This is a genomic window from Veillonella parvula (assembly GCF_040097785.1).
GTDB lineage: Bacteria > Bacillota > Negativicutes > Veillonellales > Veillonellaceae > Veillonella > Veillonella parvula_D.
Window position 1 is genome coordinate 117608 of sequence record NZ_JBBNNS010000001.1, and the last position, 25218, is coordinate 142825.

The window sequence follows — 25218 nt, forward strand, 5'->3', positions numbered from 1 at the left end:
ATGAATGTAATGTTAGCCTAGAAAATATGAATAAGATAGTTAGCTTAATCGAGTACTTCGGTATTGAACTATATCGCCCCATTACGAGATTGCTACTTTCAAACTGGGAAGAAATTACAGAACGTATTAATAACTATACTGAATCAGATTGGATGATGGCTGATGAAATCCAGAAGACCACACCTACACTAGATCGCTTTTCTATTGCTATGCTCATCGAAGTCTTAGAAGGTGAGGATACGTTGAATCAAGCGGAAAATGTAGGTCGTCGTTTGACGGATGAAGAAATGAAAGCCATCCGTAAACATCAGGATGAACAGTAATGAAGCATAGTACATATAATTACGAGGGGGGCCAACCATTTAAAGTGGAGGCGCCCTTTACGCCTACAGGTGACCAACCTACCGCGATTCAATCTTTAACAGAAGGTATTGAACGTGGTGAATGGGCGCAAGTTTTGCTCGGTGCCACTGGTACTGGTAAGACTTTTACAATGGCTAAGGTTATTGAAGCAGTTCAAAAGCCGACCTTGATCATTGCTCATAATAAAACCTTGGCGGCTCAATTATGTAGTGAATTTAAAAGTTTCTTTCCAAATAATGCGGTAGAATACTTTGTATCTTACTACGATTTTTATCAACCGGAGGCCTATATTCCTTCTAGTGATACATATATCGAGAAGGATGCGTCTATTAATGATGAAATCGATAAACTGCGACATAGTGCTACGATGAGCCTTTTTGAGCGCCGCGATGTCATTATCGTTGCCTCTGTTAGCTGTATTTATGGCTTAGGTGACCCTGAGGACTATTCTGATCTTGTATTGTCCTTGCGCTTAGGTCAAACTAAATCGCGCGATGAAATCTTATCTAAACTCGTAGATATTCAATATACGAGAAATGATATGAACTTTATCCGCGGTACCTTCCGTGTACAAGGGGATACAATTGATATTTTCCCTGCCGCTTATAGTGAAAGAGCCATTCGTGTGGAGCTCTTTGGTGATGAAATCGACCGCCTCGTAGAGGTAGATTCCTTGACGGGTGAAGTTATTGCGGAAAGAAAACACGTTGCTGTCTATCCAGCATCTCACTATGTAACGACGAAAGAGAAGATGAATATTGCTGTAGAGCGTATTGAAGCCGAATTAGATGAGCAGTTGGCGAAGTTAAAAGCTGCTGACCGTCTATTGGAGGCTCAGCGCTTAGAACAGCGTACCCGTTACGATATAGAAATGATGCAAGAAATGGGCTATTGCTCGGGCATCGAAAACTATTCCCGTCATATGTCTGAACGTAAGGCTGGGGAAGCACCGTTTACATTGATTGATTATTTCCCAGATGATTTCCTCATCATGGTGGACGAATCGCATGTGACGATGCCTCAAATTCGTGCTATGTATAATGGTGACCGTGCCCGTAAAGAATCTCTTATCGAATACGGTTTCCGTCTTCCTTCTGCATTAGATAATAGACCTCTTCAATTCGATGAATTTGTAGAGCGTATCAATCAAATTGTATACGTATCGGCTACACCTGGCCCATACGAAATGGAAGTAGAAACGAATATTGCAGAGCAAATCATTCGTCCTACGGGCCTATTAGATCCATCTATAGAAATTCGTCCTATTAAGGGGCAAATGGATGACTTGCTTGGAGAAATTCACAAACGAGCTGCCAAGAATGAACGGGTTCTTGTTACGACATTGACGAAGAAGATGGCTGAGGACTTAACGGAATTTTTGAAGGAAATGGGCGTACGAGTTCGTTACCTTCATTCCGATATTGTTACTATTGAGCGGGCTGAAATCATTCGTGATTTGCGGGCTGGCGTATTCGATGTATTAGTTGGTATTAACTTGCTTCGTGAAGGTCTCGATATGCCAGAGGTTTCCTTGGTTGCTATCTTAGATGCGGATAAGGAAGGTTTCTTGCGTTCCGATACGGCCATGATTCAAACTATAGGTCGTGCGGCTCGTAATGTGAATGGTCATGTTATCATGTACGCAGATCGTGTAACAGGTTCCATGCAACGAGCTATCGATGAAACCGATCGTCGTCGTGCCGTGCAAGAGGCTTATAATATTGAACATAATATCACGCCTAAATCTGTATCTAAAGATGTAAAAGAGCTTATCGAATTAACGAAAATCGAAGAAGATATGGTTACCGAGGGAAAGGGACTTTCACCGAAAAAAGGAAAACAAAAAAAATCCTCAGAGGGCATGGACCATGGACACGAATCATATGTTCAAGATACATCAGCACCTAAGGTGGCAGATATAACACCGGAAGAATTGTACAATAAGATTGAAGAGCTAGATCGTCAAATGAAGGCCGCCGCCAAGCAGCTTGAATTTGAATCCGCTGCTAAATTACGTGATCAATTGGGCGTATTACGTCAACAATGGTCCGATATGCATAGTGCAGGAGATAGCAAGTTGAAGAAGCCTGCTTCTACCAAATCTAGAAAGCGGACGAGTCCAAAAAGTAAATCTTAGGAGCAATTTTAAAAGATTGTAAGAAAACACATAGATTATATAGACTATATGTGCGATAATATACATATATTATTTCATGTTAGTAATCGGAGAGATGATGCCGTTTGGTATCATCTCTTTAAATAGGAAAGATAATGAAAGATCAATTGATTGTAAAAGGTGCGCGTCAGCATAACCTAAAAAATATTGATATATCCTTGCCACGTGATCAGTTTATCGTCTTAACTGGCCTCAGTGGTTCTGGTAAATCATCCCTAGCATTTGATACGATTTACGCAGAAGGGCAACGACGTTATGTTGAGTCCCTGTCTGCGTATGCACGTCAATTTTTGGGACAAATGGATAAACCCGATGTCGATTATATTGAAGGTTTGTCTCCAGCCATTTCTATCGACCAAAAGACGACGAGTCGCAACCCTCGTTCTACGGTTGGTACCGTAACGGAGATTTACGACTATTTACGTCTCTTATTTGCACGCGTAGGTCATGCACACTGTCCAGAGTGTGGTAAGCCTATTACCCAGCAAACAATACAACAAATGACCGACGATGTAATGAGCTTTGCCGAAGGTACAAAGGTTTTAGTACTGGCCCCTATGATTCAAGGTAAAAAAGGGGAACATAAATCCGTGTTTGAACAACTTCGCAAAGAAGGCTTTGTTCGTGCTCGAGTAGATGGTGTAGTGCGCACCTTGGACGAAGAAATCGTATTAGAGAAGAACAAGAAACACTCCATCGATATCGTCGTGGACCGCCTCGTTGTAAAAGAAGGCATTGAATCTCGGTTGGCTGACTCTATGGAGACCGCCTCAAAATGGGCAGAAGGCATCGTTGTGATTCAAGAGGTAGACGGACCTGAACACATGTATAGTCAACATTTTGCGTGCCCAGATTGTCATATTTCATTACCTAAAATTGAACCGCGTATGTTCTCCTTCAACAGTCCATTTGGCGCCTGCCCATCTTGTTTAGGGATTGGCTCTACTATGGAGGTTGATGAGGAGCGCGTTATACCAGATGGCTCTATTAGCTTTAACGATGGTTGCGTGCAAGCTTTGAGCTCCAATCCTAATGCTTGGTTTATGCGTCAAGTAGAAGGTCTATTAAAAGCTAATGGATATTCCTTAGACTCCACTTATGATGAATTGCCGAAAGCATTACAGAAAAAGGTGATGTACGGTACGACGGATAAGGTAAGTTTTACCTATGAAAATATGAGAGGTGAAATAAAGGAATTCTTTACAGAGTACGAAGGTATTTTACCGATGGTTAAACGCCGTCATAGTGAAGCCTCTACAGACTCTATGCGTGAAGAGTTTGAAAAGTTTATGTCCATTAAGCTTTGCACAACCTGTGAAGGCGCTCGTCTTAAACCTGAAGTATTGGCTATTACCGTAGGGGATAAGAACATCAATGAGGTGACACAATTAACTATAAAAGAAGCATTAGATTTCTTTGGTCATCTGCAATTAACTGAGCGTGAACAAGTGATCGGTGCTCAAATTTTGAAGGAAATCAATGCTCGTCTTGGGTTCCTTAATAATGTAGGTTTAGATTACCTCACTATGAACCGTAGTGCAGGTACTTTATCTGGTGGTGAGGCGCAACGTATTAGATTAGCAACTCAAATTGGTTCCGGCCTAGTAGGCGTATTATACATCTTAGACGAACCGTCAATCGGTCTACATCAACGAGATAATGATCGCCTTATCGATACATTAAAAGGGTTACGTGACTTAGGCAATACTTTGCTCGTTGTAGAACATGATGAAGATACGATGCGTGCTGCCGATTATCTTGTTGATATCGGTCCAGGTGCTGGTGAGCATGGGGGGCAAATTATTGCGTCTGGTACGGTAGAGGAAGTGATGAACGTAGAAGACTCTATCACTGGACAATACTTGAGTGGTCGTAAATTTATTGCGCTACCAGAAGAGCGACGTAAACCAGGTAAAAACTGTATTGAAATTCGAGGGGCTAAGGAAAATAATTTACAAAATGTTAATGTAAAATTTCCTATCGGCATATTAACTGTCGTTACTGGAGTTAGTGGTTCTGGTAAGTCTACCTTGATCAATGAAATTCTCTATAAAGGATTAGCCAATCAGTTATATCGTTCTTTCCACAAGGTAGGAGCTCATAAAGAAATCCGTGGTCTTGAACATATCGATAAAATCATCAATATAGACCAAAGTCCGATTGGCCGTACACCTCGTTCCAATCCAGCTACTTATACTGGTGTATTTGATGCAATTCGCGAACTATATAGTCAAACGCCAGAAGCTAAGATGCGCGGTTATAAACAAGGTCGTTTTAGCTTTAATGTAAAAGGTGGTCGCTGTGAGGCCTGTCGTGGAGATGGTATCATCAAGATTGAAATGCACTTCTTGCCTGATGTGTATGTGCCTTGTGAAGTCTGCAAAGGGGCGCGTTATAACCGTGAAACTTTGGAGGTTAAATATAAAGGCAAATCCATTGCTGATGTATTAGATATGACAGTTGATGATGCTGTAGAATTTTTTAGTGCCATACCTAAGATCAATCGTAAGATGGTTACTCTTCAAGAGGTTGGTCTTGGGTATATCCGTTTAGGTCAGGCGGCTACTACATTATCTGGTGGTGAGGCTCAACGGGTTAAATTAGCTACAGAGCTAGCGCGTCGTAGCACCGGCAAAACGCTATACATCCTTGATGAGCCTACTACAGGTCTTCATGCTGAAGATATTCGTAAGTTGTTACATGTATTGCAACAACTTGTAGAGGGCGGGGATACTGTTGTCGTTATCGAACATAATTTAGATGTTATTAAGATGGCTGACCACATTATTGATCTTGGTCCTGAAGGTGGTAATCGCGGTGGCACTATCGTGGCAACTGGTACGCCTGAGGAAATTGTTAAGGTGAAAGAAAGCTATACCGGCAAATTCTTAGGTCCTGTATTGGAACAGACTAAGAAATTTATGAAAGCAGCGAAGCATAAGAAATAAAATAGTATATATATTTAAGTTTCCATAAAAGAAAAATCATAAAGAGAATAGACTACATCCTTCAACTCATAAAGGGCATTATTTAAAGAAGTGTGTAAGCTATTCTCTTGTAATCTGCAAGGAAAGGAGGAAACATGCCGTCTGAAGAATTACTGGAAAAGGTCAGTCATCTACCAACGACGCCAGGTGTCTATTTATGGCGCGATCAATATAACCGCATCATCTATGTAGGTAAAGCTATTAATCTGCGCAACCGTGTGCGTTCCTATGTACGTAACGATGCGAACCGCGCACCAAAGGTTACAGCCATGATGAAGCGTGCCGTCGATGTGGAAGTCATTCAAACCAAGACGGAAATGGAAGCGCTCATTTTAGAGAATACCTTAATTAAAGAACATGAACCTAAATATAATATTAGACTTCGTGATGATAAGACATACCCATATGTAAAAGTCTCTGTGCAAGAGGATTACCCACGCGTATATATGACGCGCCGTCTTGAACGGGACGGAGCCAAGTATTTTGGACCTTTTACAGATGTAACATCTGTCCATGTGGTATTGAAATTAATACGCCAGTACTACCCACTACGGACTTGTAAGTCTATGAATGTAGAACGCCCATGTTTGCAGTATCATATGCATTACTGTGAGGCACCGTGCTTTAATAAAATATCGGTACCCAATTATCGTAAATATATCGATGAAATCGTAGCTTTATTTGAAGGCAAGTCTGTATCGCTTCTTAAAGAAATCAAAGAAAAGATGGAAGCAGCGGCAGAGGACTTACGCTTTGAAGATGCTGCACGTTATCGTGATCAATTGTCTAGCATTGAAAAGATACAAGAAAAGCAACGCATGGTTACCCAACGTGGCGACTTAGACGTCTTAGGATTGGCTGTTGATACATCGATGGCCTGTGTACAGTTGCTATTCATCCGCGGTGGTCGTCTGTTAGGCCGTGAGAATTACTTTGTGCAACATGATGGCGATAGTTCAGAAACGATTATGACAGACTTTATCAAGCAATACTATGGAGATACAAACTTTATTCCTAAAGAGTTGTTACTACCTATGGAGAGTACAGATAGGGACTTATTAACGGAATGGTTTACACAGCTCAAAGGCCAACATGTAGATGTATCTGTGCCACAACGTGGCTATAAGATGGATATGATTAAGATGGCTCATGAAAATGCAGAAACTTTCCTTGAAGAACGTCGTCGTCAGTGGCAACACCAAATTGATAAGACTGGCGGGGCGGTTAAGAAACTAGCCGAGATTCTCGACTTACCGCGTTTACCTGAACGCATGGAGTGTTTTGACATATCTCATACACAAGGAACTGAAACTGTGGCTTCTATGGTTGTTTTTGAAGGTGGCAAGCCTGCGAAGAAGGAATATCGCCGCTTTAAACTGAAAACTACTCAAGGTAAACCTGATGATTTTAAGTCGATGGCTGAAATCATGGAACGTCGTTACGGTAATGAAACAGACTGGCCTATGCCAGATCTTATTATCATCGATGGTGGTAAAGGTCAGCTCAATGCGGCCTTGCCGTTAATCCGTGCCGTTGGTGTTACAGATGTGCCAGTTATCTCCTTGGCTAAGCGTATTGAAGAGGTCTTTGTAGAGGGGCAATCTGAAAGTATCATTTTGAGTCATCACACACCGGAGCTTCAATTACTTCAACAAATTCGTGATGAAGCGCATCGCTTTGCCATTACCTATCACCGTAAGTTGCGCGGTAAGCGAAATCTTGAATCTATTCTTGACCATATTGAAGGTATCGGGCCTAAACGCCGTAAGGCCTTATGGGCTCACTTTAATAGTTTAGAGGCCATAAAAGAGGCATCTATCGATGAACTTGCAAATGTAGAATCTATGAATTATAAGACGGCAGAAACGCTATATAATTTTTTCCGTATGTCCAAAGTAGAGAAACAAGAGGTTTTAAAATAAAATTGAAAAAGCACCTATTGATGCCTTACACTGATATGTAATATTCAATAGGTGCTTTTATTATTTTACAATAGTTCTAGGTTTGTAATGTTGTATGTAGTATGTGCGAAGTGTAAATAATATACCCGCAACTACTACGCTAGCCAACAAACCAATCCATACGCCAAATGGTCCATAATTAGGATTTTTGGCAAGGGTATAAGCTGTTGGGAAACACACGCCCCAATAAGATATGAGAGAAATGTAAAGAACTACTTTTACATCCTTGTAGGCTCTTAGAATACCTTGTAATGGAGTACCTATGGCATCAATAGCTGCAAAAAATACGCCATACCCAAGGAAGTGATAAATAAGTTCATATACTTCATCATCATTTGTAAATAGATCTGCAATATTATCCATATGAGTGAACGTAAAGGCACAAATGAGAACGGCTATGATGATGGCTAATACACGAGAAATATAAGAGTACTGGATGGCTTCCTTTTTTCGTTCTGCACCGAGTTCATAAGCAACGGCAATGGTAGAGGACATGGCGATGCTTAATGGCAAGCAGTAGAATACATTAGTAAAGGAAATAACTGATTGATGAGCTGCTACTACAGCAGATCCAAAGTGAACCATTAAGAGCCCAGCAATGCTAAAGATACTAGCTTCAAAAAAGATAGAAAAACCGATGGGAATACCAACTTGTAATTGTTCACGAATGTAGTGGAAGCTTGGACTTTTGAAGTCTTTATAGATACGATAACCTTTTAGCTTAGGATGTAATAGAATGACTAAGCTAAATAGAATAAAGTTGGTCCAACAGGCACCAGCAATACCGTAGCCTGCGCCAACGCCACCGATTTCAGGAAAACCATAATGTCCAAAGATGAGTGCGTAGTTTAAGAATACGTTAATAACAAAGCTTGTAAAGACAATGGCCATGGAGTAATGAGTTAATCCGTGGGAATCGACAGTGTTACGCAAGGTGTTTACCCAAAGAAGTGGGAATAAACCGAATGCAAAAGCTTTCAGATAACTAATACAAACCTCGGCGGCAGCAGGTTCAAGATTTAATGCGGTCAGTAAGGGGCGCAAGCCAAATATACCGATTAGTAAAATTAAGAACGCTAGGCCTGTACCGATGAAAAGACCTTGATGAAAGATGGTTGGGATATCATTTGTTTTCTTAGCCCCCAATAGCTGAGAGATGATTGGCGTGATACCCATCAACGTTCCTTGTGCAAAGATATAAAAAAGGAGCCATAAATTATATCCCGTAGCGACTCCAGCTAAATCAGTCGTACTATATTGTCCCGTTAAAAAGATGGCGATGAAGGTAGCCCCAATCAGGGAAAATTGAGTGATGCACATAGGAGTAAATAGTTTTATGAACAACCATAATTTTTGCAGTATAGAATATGTTTGATACATACTAACCTCCCAATTAACGATATACTATACTATACCATAAAGTAGCTTAATTTAATAGCTAAAACCTAAGGAAAAAAGGAATTAAATTTATAAAATTATAGATTGGATATTATGATTTACTAAGACTAAAAATACAATAATATAAATCGTAAAGTATTATATTTAATATGAGGGAATTATGATAAAAACGTATATATATTTTAATAATTGAATTTTACACTACCTAACTATATCGATTATAATATATATATTATATCGATTATATTATATATACTATATTATTATTCTAAGGAGAATATATTGGACATCTTAACTGTACAAGGCTTATTAGCGATGTTTCAAATCATCGTTATCGATATCTTATTAGCTGGCGATAATGCCATCGTTATTGGTATGGCGGCTCGTAATTTGCCAGCACATTTACAGAAGAAAGCGATTTTTTGGGGCACAGCAGGTGCCATTATTTTACGCCTTGTTATGGCATTCCTATTCGTAGAAGCATTAAATAATATTCCTGCACTGCGTTTAGTAGGTGGTATCCTTCTTTTATGGATTGGTTATAAGCTCGTCGTTAATGATGAAAGTGAGCATAATATTGAGGCTAAAGATAATTTACGTGCTGCTATTACGACGATTGTAATTGCGGACGGCATCATGGGCATTGATAATGTTATCGGTGTAGTAGGTGCTGCTGGTGGCAACATGACATTAGTTGCCATCGGTATGCTCATTACAGTTCCTATCATTATCTATGGTAGTACATTGTTCGTGAAAGTTATCGAACGTTTCCCAATCATTCTGTATGTAGGTGGTGGTATCCTTGCGTGGGTAGGTGCTGCAATGAGTGTAGAAGACAAATTGATTTCTCATACAGTTGAACCATATGCGTTGTTCATCAAAATTGGTGCGGTCATCCTTGTAGTAGGTGCATCTTTGATAGCTAAAAGCTTAAAAAAATAATGCAATATATCTCTTCTTCTAGTCGTAGGAGGAGAGATATTTTTCATATAAAAATATAGTTATAATAGAGTGAATTATAAGCGTAATATAAAGATTAATAGTAAGACTATTATACATAGAACTATACAGAGCTTCGTAGCGTTTATTTTAAGACTAATCGTAACTGTTTAACATATCTATTATAGATGAGAAAATAGTAGAAATATGGTATAGTTAAGGGATAGTTATAGAATTAGTAGACTGAATTGAGGTAAGGACAGAATGGAATTTTTAGAAGCTTCTACGTGGATAACCATCAGTAAAATTATTTTGATCGACATTTTATTGGCAGGGGATAATGCCGTTGTTATCGGTATGGCTGCAGGTAAATTAGCGCCAGAATTGCAAAAGAAAGCAGTTCTTTGGGGAACTGTAGGTGCTATCGTAATGCGACTTATCTTCGCTACGATTTTAGTTGAAGCTTTGACACTAATTCCACTTATCCATTTAGGTGGCGGCCTAGTACTCGTATGGATTGCTATTCAGCTATTAAAAGGTGGAGAAGAAGAGGCTCACATTGAAGCTAAAAACTCTTTAAGCGGAGCTATTTGGACCATAATCGTAGCCGATGCGATGATGAGTATCGACAATGTCATCGGTGTAGTAGGTGCTGCAAAAGGTCATTTAGAGCTCGTTATCGTAGGTCTATTGATTACGGTGCCGATTATCATATTCTGTTCTACATTATTTGCTCGTATTATTCACAAATATCCTGCCATTCTTTGGGCTGGTGGTGCACTTCTCGGCTGGGTTGCGGGTGAAATGATTGTAGAAGATCCACTCCTTGTTCCCTATATTCAAGGAGAAGAGTTATTGGTGAAATTTGGAACTGTATTCTTTGTACTCATTGTAACTGGTATGATTAAAATTTGGAAGAAAAGAGACTCGTAATGAACGGTACAAGTCGTACATCTCGTAAGAATAAATCTAAAGTTAAACAACAGAATAAAAAAAGCTCTAATGGGCAACAGAATTCCAATCATTATAATGGACAACAAAATACCAGTCCTTCTACATCTAAAAAACAACAAGCTATGTTGAATGCCCCTGTTAAACTTGGGGACGAAGTATTAGTTACCATTCACGGTATTGGCAGTAGTGGCGAAGGGGTAGGTCGCGTAGAGGACTTTACAGTGTTTGTTCCCTTTGCTTTACCTGGGGAAACGGTGAAAGTATCTATTTCTATGGTGAAAAAGACGTATGCTATAGGTAGACTTTTGGAAATCGTTACTATGGCGCCGAATCGAATCGATGCCAGTTGTGATCTTTATGGATTCTGTGGTGGTTGCCAATTACAACATATTACCTATGAAGGACAACTTTCACTAAAAACACAAAAGGTGAAGGACGTTATCGAACGCATTGGTCATCAAAATCCTGACCTTGTTAAACCTACTTTAGGACCTAAAAATCCCTGGGCATATCGCAATAAGATGCAAATGCCTGTAGGCGGTACTAAAGGTGATATCCAAATGGGATTCTATGCGATGGGATCTCACGATATCGTGCAAGGTACGAATTGTCCTATACAAGATGAGGGCAATAATATCATTGCTCAAGCATGTTATCAAATTGCTAAAGAATTTGATATCGAACCGTATGATGAACATACTGGTAAGGGTGTACTACGTCATGTTATCGGTCGTATCGGACAATCTGGATGGATGATTATCCTTGTAACCGCGACAGAACACTTGCCACATCAAGAGAAGTGGGTTGAAAAATTAACTGAACGAGTTCCCCAAGTGGAAACCATCGTTCATAACGTAAATGGGAAGCGTACTAATGTTATATTAGGGCCTAAAAATAGTGTTCTCCATGGGGATGGAACAATTACAGACCATATCAAAGATTTACGATTTACCTTATCTCCACATTCCTTTTTCCAAGTTAATCCTGAACAAACTACGGTGCTTTATGATCAAGCACTAGCGTATGCAGACCTAAAAGGAACCGAAATCGTTATCGATGCGTATTGTGGTACGGGTACTATTTCATTATTCCTTGCGCATAAAGCAAAACATGTTATCGGCATAGAAATCGTAGAACCAGCCATTATCAACGCTCGTGAAAATGCACGACGCAATGGCTATGATAATACAGAGTTTATCGTTGCTGATGCGGCCGTAGAAATGCCAAAACTCTACAAAGCAGGCGTACGACCTGACGTTATCGTATTCGATCCAATCCGGGCGGGCTGTAAAGAAGAAGTATTGACATCTGCAGCTAACATGGAGCCAAAACGTATTGTCTATGTATCCTGTAACCCTGCAACCATGGCGAGAGACATTGAAATCCTCACACACTATGGTTATGAACTAAAAGAAGTACAACCTGTAGATATGTTCCCAATGACTGCTCACGTTGAGGCAGTGGCCTTACTCACTAGGAGTGAAACGACGCAGTGAGTGATAGCACTGACCAGATTATAGATGTCTAAAATTTTTTCTAGCTGATTTTTAAAAGTATATGTTTTGTAGGTGAGACTATGAATTTTAAGAAACAAATTATTTTATTTTCAATTTTAGCTATGTTTGTTATGGCAGTATCTGCAGAAGATATTAGTACTTATAATCCTCAAGTTATTGAGAAACACCAAATTACGAATGAAGATATTGCATCAGCAACATCTTATGGACAGTCTTTAGCAGAGAAGAAAAATATTAAAATGATATCTACTGCTAAGAAAAAGTTTATTAAAAGACGTTATGGTGGAATTTTCCCAAGGAATGAATTGCAAGGTATCGTATATGTTCAAACTCCATTTGCAATTTATGCCAATACGGCATTGGAGGATGCTAGAGGTGTAGCAAGTAATTATTCAACAAGAAATGCTAACAATATATTACAGGTTAGATCTTTCCTTTATATGCCGGAAAGTAAGATTTATAATGATACTAATAATGTCATTATATCTATAGTACAAAATGGAAATACATATTATCCAATAGAGACTGTACGTGGTGATGATCAATTTGAAGGCCCTGGTATGTGGGTAACAGTAGGTTATCAATCATTATTTGATTTATCTAATATCGATACTAATAGCCCTTTTGAAGTTCATATTAAGTCTGATGCGGTTAAGGTTGGCGAGGCAGTAATTCAGTTTCCACCATTAAATGCATCTAATAAGTATGTTTTGGATGACTCCTATTCACTTTATAGAGGTGATGCAGTTTTTATTGATAAGAAATAATACTTTATTAAGACTATTCATTTATATTTTTTCTAAATCTATAACTTTTAAAGCTTACCTCCAATATAATATGAAGGCTGTAAAAGCATGCTGTAAAACTGTATGCTTTTACAGCCTTTTTTACATTAATACAATTTCTAAAGGTTTATCTAGTAAATAATTTTCAGATTGTCTGATTTTTTTATATAATAGGATTATAAATATAAGTTCAGAATGTAATAGGGGTAATTAGTTCAGAGGTAAGGGGTTATACTGATGGATGTCAAAGTTTTTGATAATATTAATGATATTGTTCGTGATGATATGATATCTACAATAAATAAAGGGAGTAAAATATCGATTGCTGCTGCTTGCTTTTCCATCTATGCTTATAAAGAATTGAAAGAGCAGTTGGAACAAATAGATGAGTGTAGATTTATTTTTACAGCACCAACATTTGTTAAAGAAAAAACAGAGAAGAAAAAGAGAGAATTTTATATTCCTAGATTGAATCGTGAGACTAGCTTATATGGTACAGAGTTTGAATTGAAACTTCGTAATGAAATGAACCAGAAGGCTATAGCAAAAGAATGTGCAGAGTGGATTAAACGAAAAGCAATCTTTAAGTCTAATATTACGGGAGAGAATATGACTGGCTTTGTAAATGTAACGAATTCTAATTCTGCTATTACTTATATGCCTATTAACGGATTTACCACAGTTGATATTGGTTGTGAACGTGGTAATAATACTTATAATATTGTTAATCGATTTGAATCACCGTTTGCTGATACGTACATTAACTTATTTGAAAGCCTGTGGCATGATAAAAATAAACTTCAAGATGTTACGGATATTGTTATAGACAATATGACTTCTGTTTATAATGAAAATTCACCAGAGTCTATTTATTTCTTGATTTTATATCATGTATTTAGTGAGTTTCTCAATGATATCTCCACTGATGAATTACCCAATGAAGCTACAGGGTTTAAACAAAGTAAAATTTGGAATATGTTATATGACTTTCAGCGAGATGCAGTACTTGCCATTATAAACAAGCTAGAACGATATAATGGTTGTATTCTCGCAGATAGTGTTGGCTTAGGTAAAACATTTACCGCATTAGCTGTTGTAAAATATTATGAAAATCGTAATAAAAGTGTTCTTGTTCTTTGCCCTAAAAAGCTAGCAGAGAACTGGAATACTTATAAAGATAATTATGTAAATAATCTAATTGCTGCGGATCGTCTTAATTATGACGTTTTATTCCATACAGATTTATCAAGACCTGGTGGCTTTTCGAATGGCCTTGATTTAAATCGTTTAAATTGGGGAAACTATGATTTGGTCGTTATAGATGAATCTCATAATTTTCGTAATGGTGTTGGTACTCATGCTAATACTGTGGAGAATCGGTATGTGAAATTGATGGATAAGATTATTAGAGCTGGTGTGAAAACAAAGGTATTGATGCTTTCTGCGACACCAGTTAATAATAGATTTATTGATTTGAAAAACCAATTAGCCATAGCTTATGAAGGTGACACTTCGTTAATTGATAATAAACTAGGTACAAACAAGTCGATTGATGAAATATTTAGACAAGCGCAACGAGCATTTAATGCTTGGAGTGAGCTAGATGTTGTGGAACGAACAACAGATGCTTTGTTAAAAACATTAGATTTTGATTTCTTTGAATTATTGGATAGTGTTACGATTGCGCGATCGAGGAAGCATATTGAAAAATATTATGATACCTCTGACATTGGTAAGTTTCCTACAAGAAAGAAACCTATTTCGTTAAGACCAGTACTTACTAATTTAGAATCTGCTACAAATTATAATCAAATTTATGAAGAATTAAGTAAGCTTTCCCTTTGTATCTATATACCGTCTAACTATATTTTTCCAAGTAAAATTCAAAAATATATTAATCTAACACATAATAAAGGGAATGAGCTAACCCAAAAAGGTCGTGAGCAAGGTATTCGCAAATTAATGAGTGTTAATTTGTTGAAACGTTTAGAAAGTTCAGTTAATTCGTTTCAACTTACCTTACAACGTATTTATAATCTTATTAATGATACTGTAGATAAGATAAACCGATTTGAGGAATATGGTACAAGTAGTTTGGATATGTATGAAACTGCTGATACCGAGTGGGATATCGATGATAGCAATACAGAATATTTTACTGTCGGAAATAAGGTTCAAATTAATTTAGCTGATATGGATTATAAAACTTGGCGATCTGAACTTACTTCAGATATCGAGGTTTTAAATGATTTGATGAGTATGTTGAATGTAATAACACCTGAATATGATGGCAAGTTACAATCTTTACTCAAGGTTATCTCTGACAAAATAGAAAATCCAATTAATAGTAATAATAAGAAGGTGCTTATTTTTTCTGCCTTCTCAGATACTGCGGAGTATTTATATGAACATGTTAGTACTTATATAAAAGAAAAATATGGACTTAATACAGCTGTTATAACTGGTTCTATTGATGGTAAAACTACTATTAAGAATTTTAAGGCTACTCTTAATAATGTATTGACATGTTTTTCTCCTATTTCAAAAGATAAATCTGTTTTATTGCCGGATATTAATGATGAAATTGATATATTAATTGCTACAGATTGTATATCCGAAGGTCAAAATTTACAAGATTGTGACTGTGTTATTAACTATGATATTCATTGGAACCCAGTTCGTATTATCCAACGATTTGGTCGTGTAGACCGTATTGGTAGTAAAAATGAAAGTATTCAACTTGTTAACTTTTGGCCTGATATGGATTTAGATGAATATATCAACCTTAAAGGTCGTGTAGAAACAAGGATGAAGATTTCTATTATGTCTTCAACGGGGGATGATGATCTTATTAATGCCGAGGAGAAAGGAGATTTAGAGTATAGAAAGCAACAGCTTAAACGTTTGCAAGAAGAAATAGTAGATATAGAAGATATGTCTACTGGTATTTCGATTATGGATTTAGGTTTAAATGAGTTTAGGCTAGATTTTTTGGAGCATATTAATACTCATGGTGACATGGATACTAAACCTAAAGGCTTACATGCTGTGGTTCAATCATCTGAAGAGCTTCCGCAGGGTGTAATATTTGTATTGAAGAATGTTAATAACTCTGTAAATATTGATAATCAAAACAGTATTCATCCATTTTATATGGTTTATATTAGTATGGATGGAGAGATTATCTGTGATTATCTAAATCCAAAACAATTACTAGATGATATTAGATTATTGTGTAGAGGTAAGAAGGAACCGATACTAGAATTATGTCAAAAGTTTAATGAAGATACGAATGATGGGAAAGATATGCAGGAATTATCAAACCTTCTTCGTGAAACAATTCATTCCATTATCGATACTAAAGAGGTAAGTGATATTGATAGCTTATTTACATCTGGTGGAACCTCTGCACTTATCTCAGTAGTATCTGGCTTAGATGACTTTGAGCTTATTTCTTTCTTGGTAGTTAAATAAGAAGGAGATACATGATGCTAGGTTTACCAAAAACTACAGAATTTAATCGGCGAATTCCTAAGGCTAAGTTTTATGAGAATATAAATATTACATCTTCATTAAAAAGATTATTTGTAGATCAGGTAAAGAATGTTTATTGGAGAAATAAAATTGCGTCTACAACTACCAATTTGATTGAAGGAAAATATGTAACAGAGATAGAGGTATTTGAAATCAATCTTAATAGCTTACAAGTTGATATTGATTTATTAAAATCTATTGATAATGTAATACCATATCATATTCTTTATATTTTAGAATACAATGGTAAGTACCAGGCTTGGATTGGATATAAGGAATCTACGAATATAGAAAAGAAAATATCTAAAGTTGATAGATACTATCATACAAATTGGCTTGAAGAAACAGAATTAATAGTAAAAGTTGAAGGTCTTAACCTTGATGATGTATATGAAAACTTAGTACGTCAAATTGCTGGTGATAAGTTACAATCTGATAACTCTACCAAGACTTTGAAACAGTCTGTAGAACGTGATAAAGAAATAGAAACTTTGCAAAAGCAAATTGGTATATTACAAAATAAAATACGAAAAGAAAAGCAGCTAAATAAACAAATAGAAATGAATACCGAGCTGAAGAAGTTAAGAAGTGCATTGGAGAAAATATAATGGAAAAAATGAGAATGGAATCAGTAGATATGACTGAAAAAAATATAGAGAAAATTGAATCATTATTTCCTAATTGTATTACAGAAGCTTTAGATGAAAGTGGGAAGTTAAAAAAAGCTATAAATTTTGAAGTGTTAAAACAAATGCTTTCTAAAGAAATCATAGATGGTGATGAAGCCTATGAGTTTACATGGGTTGGTAAAAAAGCAGCTATTGTTGAAGCAAATAAGCCGATTCGAAAAACTTTACGTCCTTGTATTGAACAAAGTGTTGAGTGGAACAATACTGAGAATTTATATATTGAGGGTGATAACCTTGAAGTACTAAAACTCCTGCAAGAGAGTTATCTTGGAAAAGTAGATGTGATTTATATTGATCCGCCTTATAATACGGGAAATGATTTTATCTATAATGATGATTTTAAATTATCAAGTGAAGAATATTCCGAAGTGAATAATGAATTAGATGAAGAAGGTAATAGGTTATTTAAGAATACTGATAGTAATGGTAGATTTCATTCTGATTGGTGTTCCATGATTTATTCCAGATTATTATTATCAAGAAATTTATTAAGTGATAATGGTGTTATTTTTATTAGTATTGATGATAATGAGCAAGAAAATCTAAAAAAAATATGTGATGAAGTATTCGGTGAAGATAATTTCTTGGCACAAATAATTTGGGAAAGAGCTTATGCACCTATAAACTTAAAGAAACATTTCTCAAGGTCTCATGACTTTATACTTTGTTATGCCAAAAATGAGACTCTAGCTATTAATAATGGCATTAAACGAAGTGAAGAAGCCGATAATCGATATTCCAATCCAGATAATGACCCAAGAGGTGTATGGCAGTCAGATAATTTATCTGTAGGACCTGCAGTTGAAGCCAATATTTATCCAATAGTTACACCCAGTGGGCGTATAGTTGAGCCTCCAGCTGGTCGCAGCTGGAGGCTCTCAGAAAAAGCTTTTTCTGAGAGACTTCAGGACAACAGAATTTGGTTTGGAGCAGATGGTAATGGGGTTCCGCGGATGAAGAGATTTTTGTCTGAACTGAAAAAACAAGGTGTTACGCCTATGACTATATGGAAGTATGGTGAGGTAGGTCATTCACAAGATGCAAGTAAAGCATTAAAAGATCTATTTGATAATAAAATGGTATTTGACTATCCAAAAACCGTTGAATTAATAAAAAGATGTATTGAACTTTACTCTAAAAAAGACTCTATTATTCTAGATTTCTTTTCCGGCAGTGGAACTACTGCTCATGCTGTAATGCAATTGAATGCCGAAGATTGTGGTAACAGAAAATATATATTAGTACAACTTCCTGAGAAGACAGATCCAAAATCTGTAGCATTTAAAGAAGGTTATAAAAATATTTGTGAACTAGGACAGGAGAGAATTAGAAAAGCATCAAAAAAAATCCTAGAAAATAGTAATGGAAATGTTTATGCTGAAAATTTAGATATAGGTTTTCGTGTTTTTAAGCTAGATGATTCTAATATGACTGATGTATTTTATTCAGTAGAGGATTACTCACAAAATTTATTATCAAATTTAGAGTCAAATATTAAGTCTGATCGTAATGATCTTGATTTACTATTTGGTTGTCTCAATGAATGGGGCTTGCCACTGTCTTTGCCATATGACTCAGAAGAGATAGAAGGATATATCGTACATAATTATAATAATGGCGATTTAGTAGCATGTTTTAATGAAAATATACCAGATTCAGTTATTAAATATATTGCAAAAAAACAACCTCTTCGTGCAGTTTTTAGAGATAGTAGTTTTGCTAGTAGTCCAGCTAAAATAAATGTTGGTGAGATTTTTAAATCAATAGCTCCAGATACAAGAATAAAAGTTATTTAAGGTGGTACAGACATGAAACTACAATTTAAGCATCAAAAATTTCAAGCCGATGCTGCAAAAGCAGTAGTAGATGTGTTTGCAGGACAGCCTTATTTAACACCAACGTATATGATGGATAGAGGTTCCGGTTACATTCAGCAATCACTGACAGAGGAAACAGACTTTACTGGCTTTAGTAATCAAAAAATAGTAAAAGAATTAAATGATGATTTAATTCTTAGTCGAATAAAGAAAATACAACGAGATAATCAAATTCAACCATCTGATAAACTAGAAGGTAGATATAATTTAACTATTGAAATGGAGACTGGTGTAGGTAAGACTTATACATATATTAAAACTATGTATGAGCTTAATAAACATTATGGTTGGAGTAAGTTTATTATTGTTGTACCTAGCATTGCTATACGTGAAGGTGTTTATAAAACCTTTCAGGTTACACAAGAACATTTTGCAGAAGAATATGGTAAAAAAATCCGATTTTTTATTTATAATTCTGCCCAACTAACTGAAATTGATCGATTTGCATCTGATAGCTCTATTAATGTGATGATTATAAATTCTCAAGCATTTAATGCTAAAGGAAAAGATGCTAGACGGATATATATGAAATTAGATGAGTTTAGATCTCGTCGTCCTATAGATATTATTGCTAAGACAAATCCAATATTAATTATTGATGAGCCGCAATCTGTAGAAGGAAAGCAGACAAAAGAGAGTTTAAAACAATTTAACCCGTTAATGACTCTTCGTTATTCTGCAACTCATAAGCGTGATAGTATTTATAATATGATTTATCGACTAGATGCATTAGAAGCTTACAATAAGCATCTTGTAAAAAAAATTTCTGTTAAAGGTATTACTGAATCTGGAAGTACAGCTACTGAAAGTTATGTTTATCTGGAAAGTATTAATCTCTCAAAGTTAGCACCTACAGCAACTATTCAGTTTGACTATAAAGGTACTAAAGGTATTAGAAAGATAACTAGAGTTGTTTCGGAAGGCTATAACCTCTATGATAACTCAGGTCAAATGGAAGAGTATAAAGATGGTTTTGTTGTATCTAGAATTGATGGTCGCGATGATTCGGTAGAGTTTATTAATGGTATAAAAATCTATGCTGGTGATGTAATTGGCAAAGTAAATGAAGATCAACTTCGACGTATTCAAATCAGAGAAACCATTTTATCTCATATTGAAAGAGAACGTGACCTATTTTATAAGGGGATAAAAGTTTTATCTTTATTCTTTATCGATGAGGTAGCAAAATATAAGCAATATGATACTTCTGGAGATCCTGTTAATGGTATCTATGCAGATATGTTTGAAGAGGAATATAAGAATATTATTGATAATCTTCAAACAAAATTTGGTGAAGATGAGTATTTAAAGTATATTAATGCTATTTCTGAATCTTCTACACATGCTGGTTATTTCTCCATTGATAAAAAAGGAAAAATGGTTGACTCTAAGCTTAAAGATAAAAAAGAGAAAACATCTGATGATGTTGATGCTTTTAATCTTATTATGAAGAATAAAGAACTTCTTTTAGATAGAGACCCTAAGAAATCTCCTGTTAGATTCATCTTTTCTCACTCAGCGTTACGTGAAGGCTGGGATAATCCAAATGTCTTTCAGATTTGTACATTAAAACAAAGTAGTAGTAATGTGCGTAAACGTCAAGAAGTAGGTCGAGGCCTTCGTCTTTGTGTAAACCAAGATGGGGAACGTATGGATGCAAATGTACTTGGAAGTGATGTACATAATGTAAACGTTCTTACAGTGATAGCTAGTGAAAGTTACGATAGTTTTGCAAAGGGGTTACAAGCCGAAATTGCCGAAGCTGTTGCCGATAGACCGAAATCAATCACACCTGAATTATTTATTGGAAAAGTAATTAAAGATATACATAATAACGAACAGGTTATAGATGATAAATTGGGACGTGCCATTCATTTTGACCTTATTGTAAATGGATACATCGATAAAACTGGCGCTCTTACTGATAAATATTATGATGATAAGTCTAATGGTTTAATAGAGGTTGCTGATGAAGTATCTGACTCCAAAGATGCAGTTATAAGAATCATTGAATCTATTTATGATGCTAAATCGATGCAATTTGAAAATGCGCGCAGTAATAATGTTGAGCTTCAGTTAGACGAAGATAAAGTTTCTATGCCTGAATTCAAGGTATTATGGGAAAAGATAAACTCCAAATCAGTATATGTCGTTGATTTTGATACGGATGAGCTTGTTAGAAATGCAATTTCAGCTTTAGATAGCAAACTTCGAGTTTCAAAGATTTTCTATAAAGTTGAATCTGGTACTATGAAACAGATTAAATCAAAAGAGGAGTTAGAAACATCAGGATCTTTTGTAAAAGAGGCTGCTTCAACTTATGGAAGTAAAAATGCTGTAAGCACAAATGTTAAATATGATTTAGTCGGTAAACTAGTAGATGAGACAGGGATAACTCGAAAAGCAATTATACAGATTCTTCAAGGTATTGAATCTGCTGTTTTTAATCAATTTAAAGATAATCCAGAAGAGTTCATTATTAAAGCTGCATCACTTATAAATGATGAAAAAGCTACAGCAATTATTGAGCATATTACATATGATGTATTAGATGAAAAATATGATACTAATGTATTTACAGATCCAACAATTAAGGGACGTTTAGGCACGAATGCAATGAAGGCTAATAAGCATTTATATGATCATATTGTTTATGACTCAACAAATGAGAAAAACTTTGCATCTGAATTGGACATAAACTCTGACGTGGCTGTATATGTTAAATTACCTGATAGATTCTATATATCAACGCCAGTTGGTAGATATAACCCAGATTGGGCAATAGCTTTTTATGAAGGTACTGTAAAACATATTTATTTTGTTGCTGAAACAAAAGGATCTATGAATTCCATGCAACTTCGTTTGATTGAAGAATCCAAACTACATTGTGCACGAGAACACTTTAAAGCTATCAGTAAAGGGGACGTTGTTTTTGATGTTGTTGATAGCTATAAGTCGTTACTAGATATTGTGACAAAGTAAATTTTTATATAATTAATTAATTAATGTGAGGGGATTGGGAGTAAATAAAATGGGAACTGAATTGTTTGATAATATTCCAAGCAGGGTATCAGACTTATTATCTGATGTTAGAAATGGTCGAATTGGATTGCCAGACTTACAAAGACCATTTGTATGGAAAGATAATAAAGTTAGAGAATTATTAGACTCTATGATGAAAGGATATCCTATTGGGTATATTATGTTATGGGCCTCCCCAGAAGACTATGAGAATACTGGTCATATTGGTAAAAATGATAAGTTATATAAGCAACCAGATGATCTAGTGATTGATGGTCAACAGCGATTAACTGCTTTATTAGGTGCATTATATGGTGTAAGCATTAAGGATAAAAATTATAGAGAACGGAATATACGTATTTCTTATAACCCATTAACTCGAGAGTTTGCCGTGTGGACACAAGCTTATGAACGAAACCAAGAGTGGATTAGTTCGATAAGTAGTGTGTTTAAGGACCATAAAGACTTTAATATTGCGAAATTTCGTAAATCATTTATTAAAAACTGTAATGAAAATCGAATAAAAAATGGTGTTGATATATTAACTGAAGATGAAGAGGACTTGATTGAAAGTAATATTAATGCTCTCTTGAATTTGGAAACGTATTCTTTACCAACATTAAAAATTAATTCTAGAGCAACAGAAGAAGATGTTGCAGATATATTTGTTAGAGTTAACTCAGGTGGACAAAATCTTACGGAAAAAAACTTTATAGAAACTCTTTTAGCAGTTTATGATAATGAGGTCCATGAACTTATTAACAAGTTCTGTGCCGAATCTAGAATTCCAGCTGAGAAAACATCCTTTAACCAAATCATTCAAGTTAGTCCGGCACATTTAATTAGAGTGGCCGTAGGTGTTGGGTTTAAGCGAGCACGATTGCGTTATGCTTATATGTTACTTAGAGGAAAGAATCTTAAAACTGGCGAGATAACTCAATCTGTACGTGATGAAAATTTAAAAGTATTTAAGGATTCACTTGATCTTGTATGTAATCTTAATAATTGGCATGCATTTATGAATTTATTTTCCACTGCAGGATATTTGAAAAGTAGTTTGATTGCATCTTCAAATGCTGTAGTGTTTAGCTATGTATTGTATTTAATTGGAAAATATGATTATAAAGTACCATCCGTAAAATTAAATAAGATTATACGTAAGTGGATTTTTATGTCTACAATTACTGGTTTTTATACAGGCTCAACAGAGAGTGAGGTAGAAAAGCAATTTGCAGACTTACGGAAAATCAGTAAGGCAGATGATTTTATTAGCTATTTAGATACTATTATATCTAATAGGTTTACGGATGATTATTTTACTGTTTCATTACCATCAGAACTAAATAGCTCATCAGCAACATCTCCTGCTTGGTATGGATATGTAGCAGCACTTAATGTTTTAGGTACACCTATGTTGTTTAGTACAGAGCCCTTATCACGATATTTTATTATAGGAACAAATGGTGATAAAAGTGCCATTGATAAGCATCATATTTTTCTTAAGCATTATCTTCAATCTATTGGTTATGATGATGATCGTGATAGAAATCAAATAGCTAATTTTACATATTTGGACTATGTTACAAATATTGAAATTTCTGATGCCTCTCCATTAGAATATGTACAAAAATATAGACAAAAACTAGGTCAGGAAGCTTTTAATCTTTCTTGTGAACAAAATGCACTACCTTTAAATTTTGAAACGTTATCATATTCAGAGTTCTTAAAACAACGTAGATTATTAATGGCCCAAATTATAAAAAAAGCGTATGTTAAATTAGATGCTTAAATTTTTAAATTTAACAATAAAGTGAGTATTGTTAATGATTAGATTTTATTAGCAAATTTTTTGATTCAATCCTGTTAAAGGTATAATTTATGAGAGCGTATTTCTTAGGTAAAAAAAATTTAACAAGGAAGTTAAGTTCATTATGCGATGAAAATATTAATTTAAAGAAAACGATTACATCTATAGTTAGAGAAAATCCAATAGAGGTGAGTACTTTTTATGATTTAATTATGGAGATAGCCGAACTATCTTATAAGAATCCTGATGTAATGTTATTTTATCGAGGACAAAATAATAATTATACGAAGAATAATATTGCTACTTTATATCCAACCATATATCGTGCTACTAATAAAAGTAATATAAATTTTGATTTTAAAGTATTAAATGAGGCAGCTGTAAAATTGATTGATGCGCTTAAAGCAGATGATCGGATTGATTCAGAAGAACTTAAAGAGATAAAAAAAATCAAATTATTACAATATTCAATATTACAACATTATGAAGTATGTAAAACACCTCTATTAGATTTAACGCAATCTATAAAAGTAGCCTGCTCATTTGCAATACTAAATAATAAAAATAATATTGGATACATTTATGTACTTGGCCTTCCATATATAAATGGTAGAATCTCTGTTGACTCTGAGGAATATATAACTAATGTAAGATTGCTAAGTATAAGCTCTAGTGCTGCTAAAAGACCATTTTTTCAAGAGGGATATTTAGTACAAACCGAATTTACTTCAGATATTGAGAATAATATTAAAATGGATGAATTAGACTTTAATAGAAGATTATTAGCCATTTATAAGTTTAAAAACGATCAACAGTTTTGGGGCGAAGAAAGACCTATAAGTGAAAATGCATTATATCCTAATGATGATATAATGAAAGAAATATGTAATAAAATTAAAGATTCTAAATACTATTTGAGCAATAAAATTACCAAAAATACGAATACAAAATTATTAGGTGATTTTTTAACATTATGGTCAAATATAGAAACTTATCAAAACTATAAAAGTAATAGTATTAACAGCATTAAAAATTTAATTTTAGATAAATCTTCTGTATTTGATGAATCGTATCTTAAAACTTTACGAGCTTTTCGAAATAAAGTTGCCCATGAACCAGATAGTATTAAGGATGATGAATTAATAAAAAATATTAATATATTAAAAACACTCTTAGATAATAAGAGAATATAATAGTACATTATTATTAG

The 25218-nt window shown here is 35.2% G+C and carries 15 protein-coding genes; 14 read left to right on the plus strand and 1 reads right to left on the minus strand.

Going from position 1 to position 25218, the window contains the following annotated elements; translation table 11 throughout:
- The first annotated feature begins 26 nt into the window (after positions 1-26).
- The 4 genes from AAA071_RS00545 (at position 27) to uvrC (ending at position 7448) form a co-directional block, all read left to right on the plus strand.
- On the plus strand, positions 27-323 hold the full coding sequence (locus tag AAA071_RS00545) for a hypothetical protein (RefSeq protein ID WP_227036835.1): 297 nt from the start codon (positions 27-29) through the stop codon (positions 321-323).
- Positions 323-2500, plus strand: coding sequence for an excinuclease ABC subunit UvrB (gene uvrB, locus AAA071_RS00550; RefSeq protein WP_004697449.1), 2178 nt, complete (start codon positions 323-325; stop codon positions 2498-2500). Before AAA071_RS00545 ends, uvrB begins: the two co-directional genes overlap by 1 nt.
- A 134-nt stretch (positions 2501-2634) precedes the next feature.
- The gene (gene uvrA, locus AAA071_RS00555) at positions 2635-5487 is read left to right on the plus strand and encodes an excinuclease ABC subunit UvrA (protein WP_195213258.1); all 2853 of its coding nucleotides are present in this window, start codon (positions 2635-2637) and stop codon (positions 5485-5487) included.
- A 134-nt stretch (positions 5488-5621) separates the two neighbouring features.
- Positions 5622-7448 carry an excinuclease ABC subunit UvrC gene (uvrC, locus tag AAA071_RS00560; protein ID WP_349233993.1) on the plus strand — a complete coding sequence of 609 codons (1827 nt, stop codon included), beginning with the start codon at positions 5622-5624 and terminating at the stop codon, positions 7446-7448.
- A gap of 60 nt (positions 7449-7508) precedes the next feature.
- Here the strand turns inward: uvrC and AAA071_RS00565 are convergent, their stop codons facing one another.
- Positions 7509-8867 carry an MATE family efflux transporter gene (locus tag AAA071_RS00565; RefSeq protein WP_118091485.1) on the minus strand — a complete coding sequence of 453 codons (1359 nt, stop codon included), beginning with the start codon at positions 8865-8867 and terminating at the stop codon, positions 7509-7511.
- A gap of 300 nt (positions 8868-9167) precedes the next feature.
- Here AAA071_RS00565 and AAA071_RS00570 point away from each other — a divergent pair, with 300 nt between their 5' ends.
- The 10 genes from AAA071_RS00570 to AAA071_RS00615 all read left to right on the plus strand — a co-directional run bounded on the left by AAA071_RS00570 (position 9168) and on the right by AAA071_RS00615 (position 25201).
- A complete protein-coding gene (locus AAA071_RS00570; RefSeq protein WP_195213256.1) occupies positions 9168-9827 on the plus strand; it encodes a TerC family protein in 660 nt (219 codons plus the stop codon).
- 261 nt (positions 9828-10088) lie between these two features.
- Entirely contained in the window at positions 10089-10757 is a 669-nt protein-coding gene (locus AAA071_RS00575; RefSeq protein WP_024062199.1) for a TerC family protein, read from the plus strand.
- Positions 10757-12274 (plus strand): 23S rRNA (uracil(1939)-C(5))-methyltransferase RlmD, encoded by a 1518-nt coding sequence (gene rlmD, locus AAA071_RS00580; RefSeq protein ID WP_118091487.1) that lies wholly within the window; start codon positions 10757-10759, stop codon positions 12272-12274. Before AAA071_RS00575 ends, rlmD begins: the two co-directional genes overlap by 1 nt.
- Positions 12275-12354: 80 nt before the next feature.
- Positions 12355-13062: a hypothetical protein gene (locus tag AAA071_RS00585; protein ID WP_004697490.1), complete on the plus strand. Its 708-nt coding sequence runs from the start codon at positions 12355-12357 to the stop codon at positions 13060-13062.
- Between the two features lie 255 nt (positions 13063-13317).
- A complete protein-coding gene (locus AAA071_RS00590; RefSeq protein WP_349233994.1) occupies positions 13318-16554 on the plus strand; it encodes a helicase-related protein in 3237 nt (1078 codons plus the stop codon).
- 11 nt (positions 16555-16565) lie between these two features.
- Positions 16566-17222, plus strand: a complete 657-nt coding sequence (locus AAA071_RS00595; protein ID WP_229039582.1) for a DUF4391 domain-containing protein — start codon at positions 16566-16568, stop codon at positions 17220-17222.
- Positions 17222-19099, plus strand: coding sequence for a site-specific DNA-methyltransferase (locus AAA071_RS00600; RefSeq protein ID WP_004697160.1), 1878 nt, complete (start codon positions 17222-17224; stop codon positions 19097-19099). Before AAA071_RS00595 ends, AAA071_RS00600 begins: the two co-directional genes overlap by 1 nt.
- Before the next feature lie 12 nt (positions 19100-19111).
- Entirely contained in the window at positions 19112-22162 is a 3051-nt protein-coding gene (locus AAA071_RS00605) for a type III restriction-modification system endonuclease (protein WP_118091490.1), read from the plus strand.
- 49 nt (positions 22163-22211) lie between these two features.
- On the plus strand, positions 22212-23990 hold the full coding sequence (locus tag AAA071_RS00610; protein WP_349233995.1) for a GmrSD restriction endonuclease domain-containing protein: 1779 nt from the start codon (positions 22212-22214) through the stop codon (positions 23988-23990).
- 89 nt (positions 23991-24079) lie between these two features.
- On the plus strand, positions 24080-25201 hold the full coding sequence (locus tag AAA071_RS00615; protein ID WP_004697225.1) for an FRG domain-containing protein: 1122 nt from the start codon (positions 24080-24082) through the stop codon (positions 25199-25201).
- Positions 25202-25218: the final 17 nt, after the last annotated feature.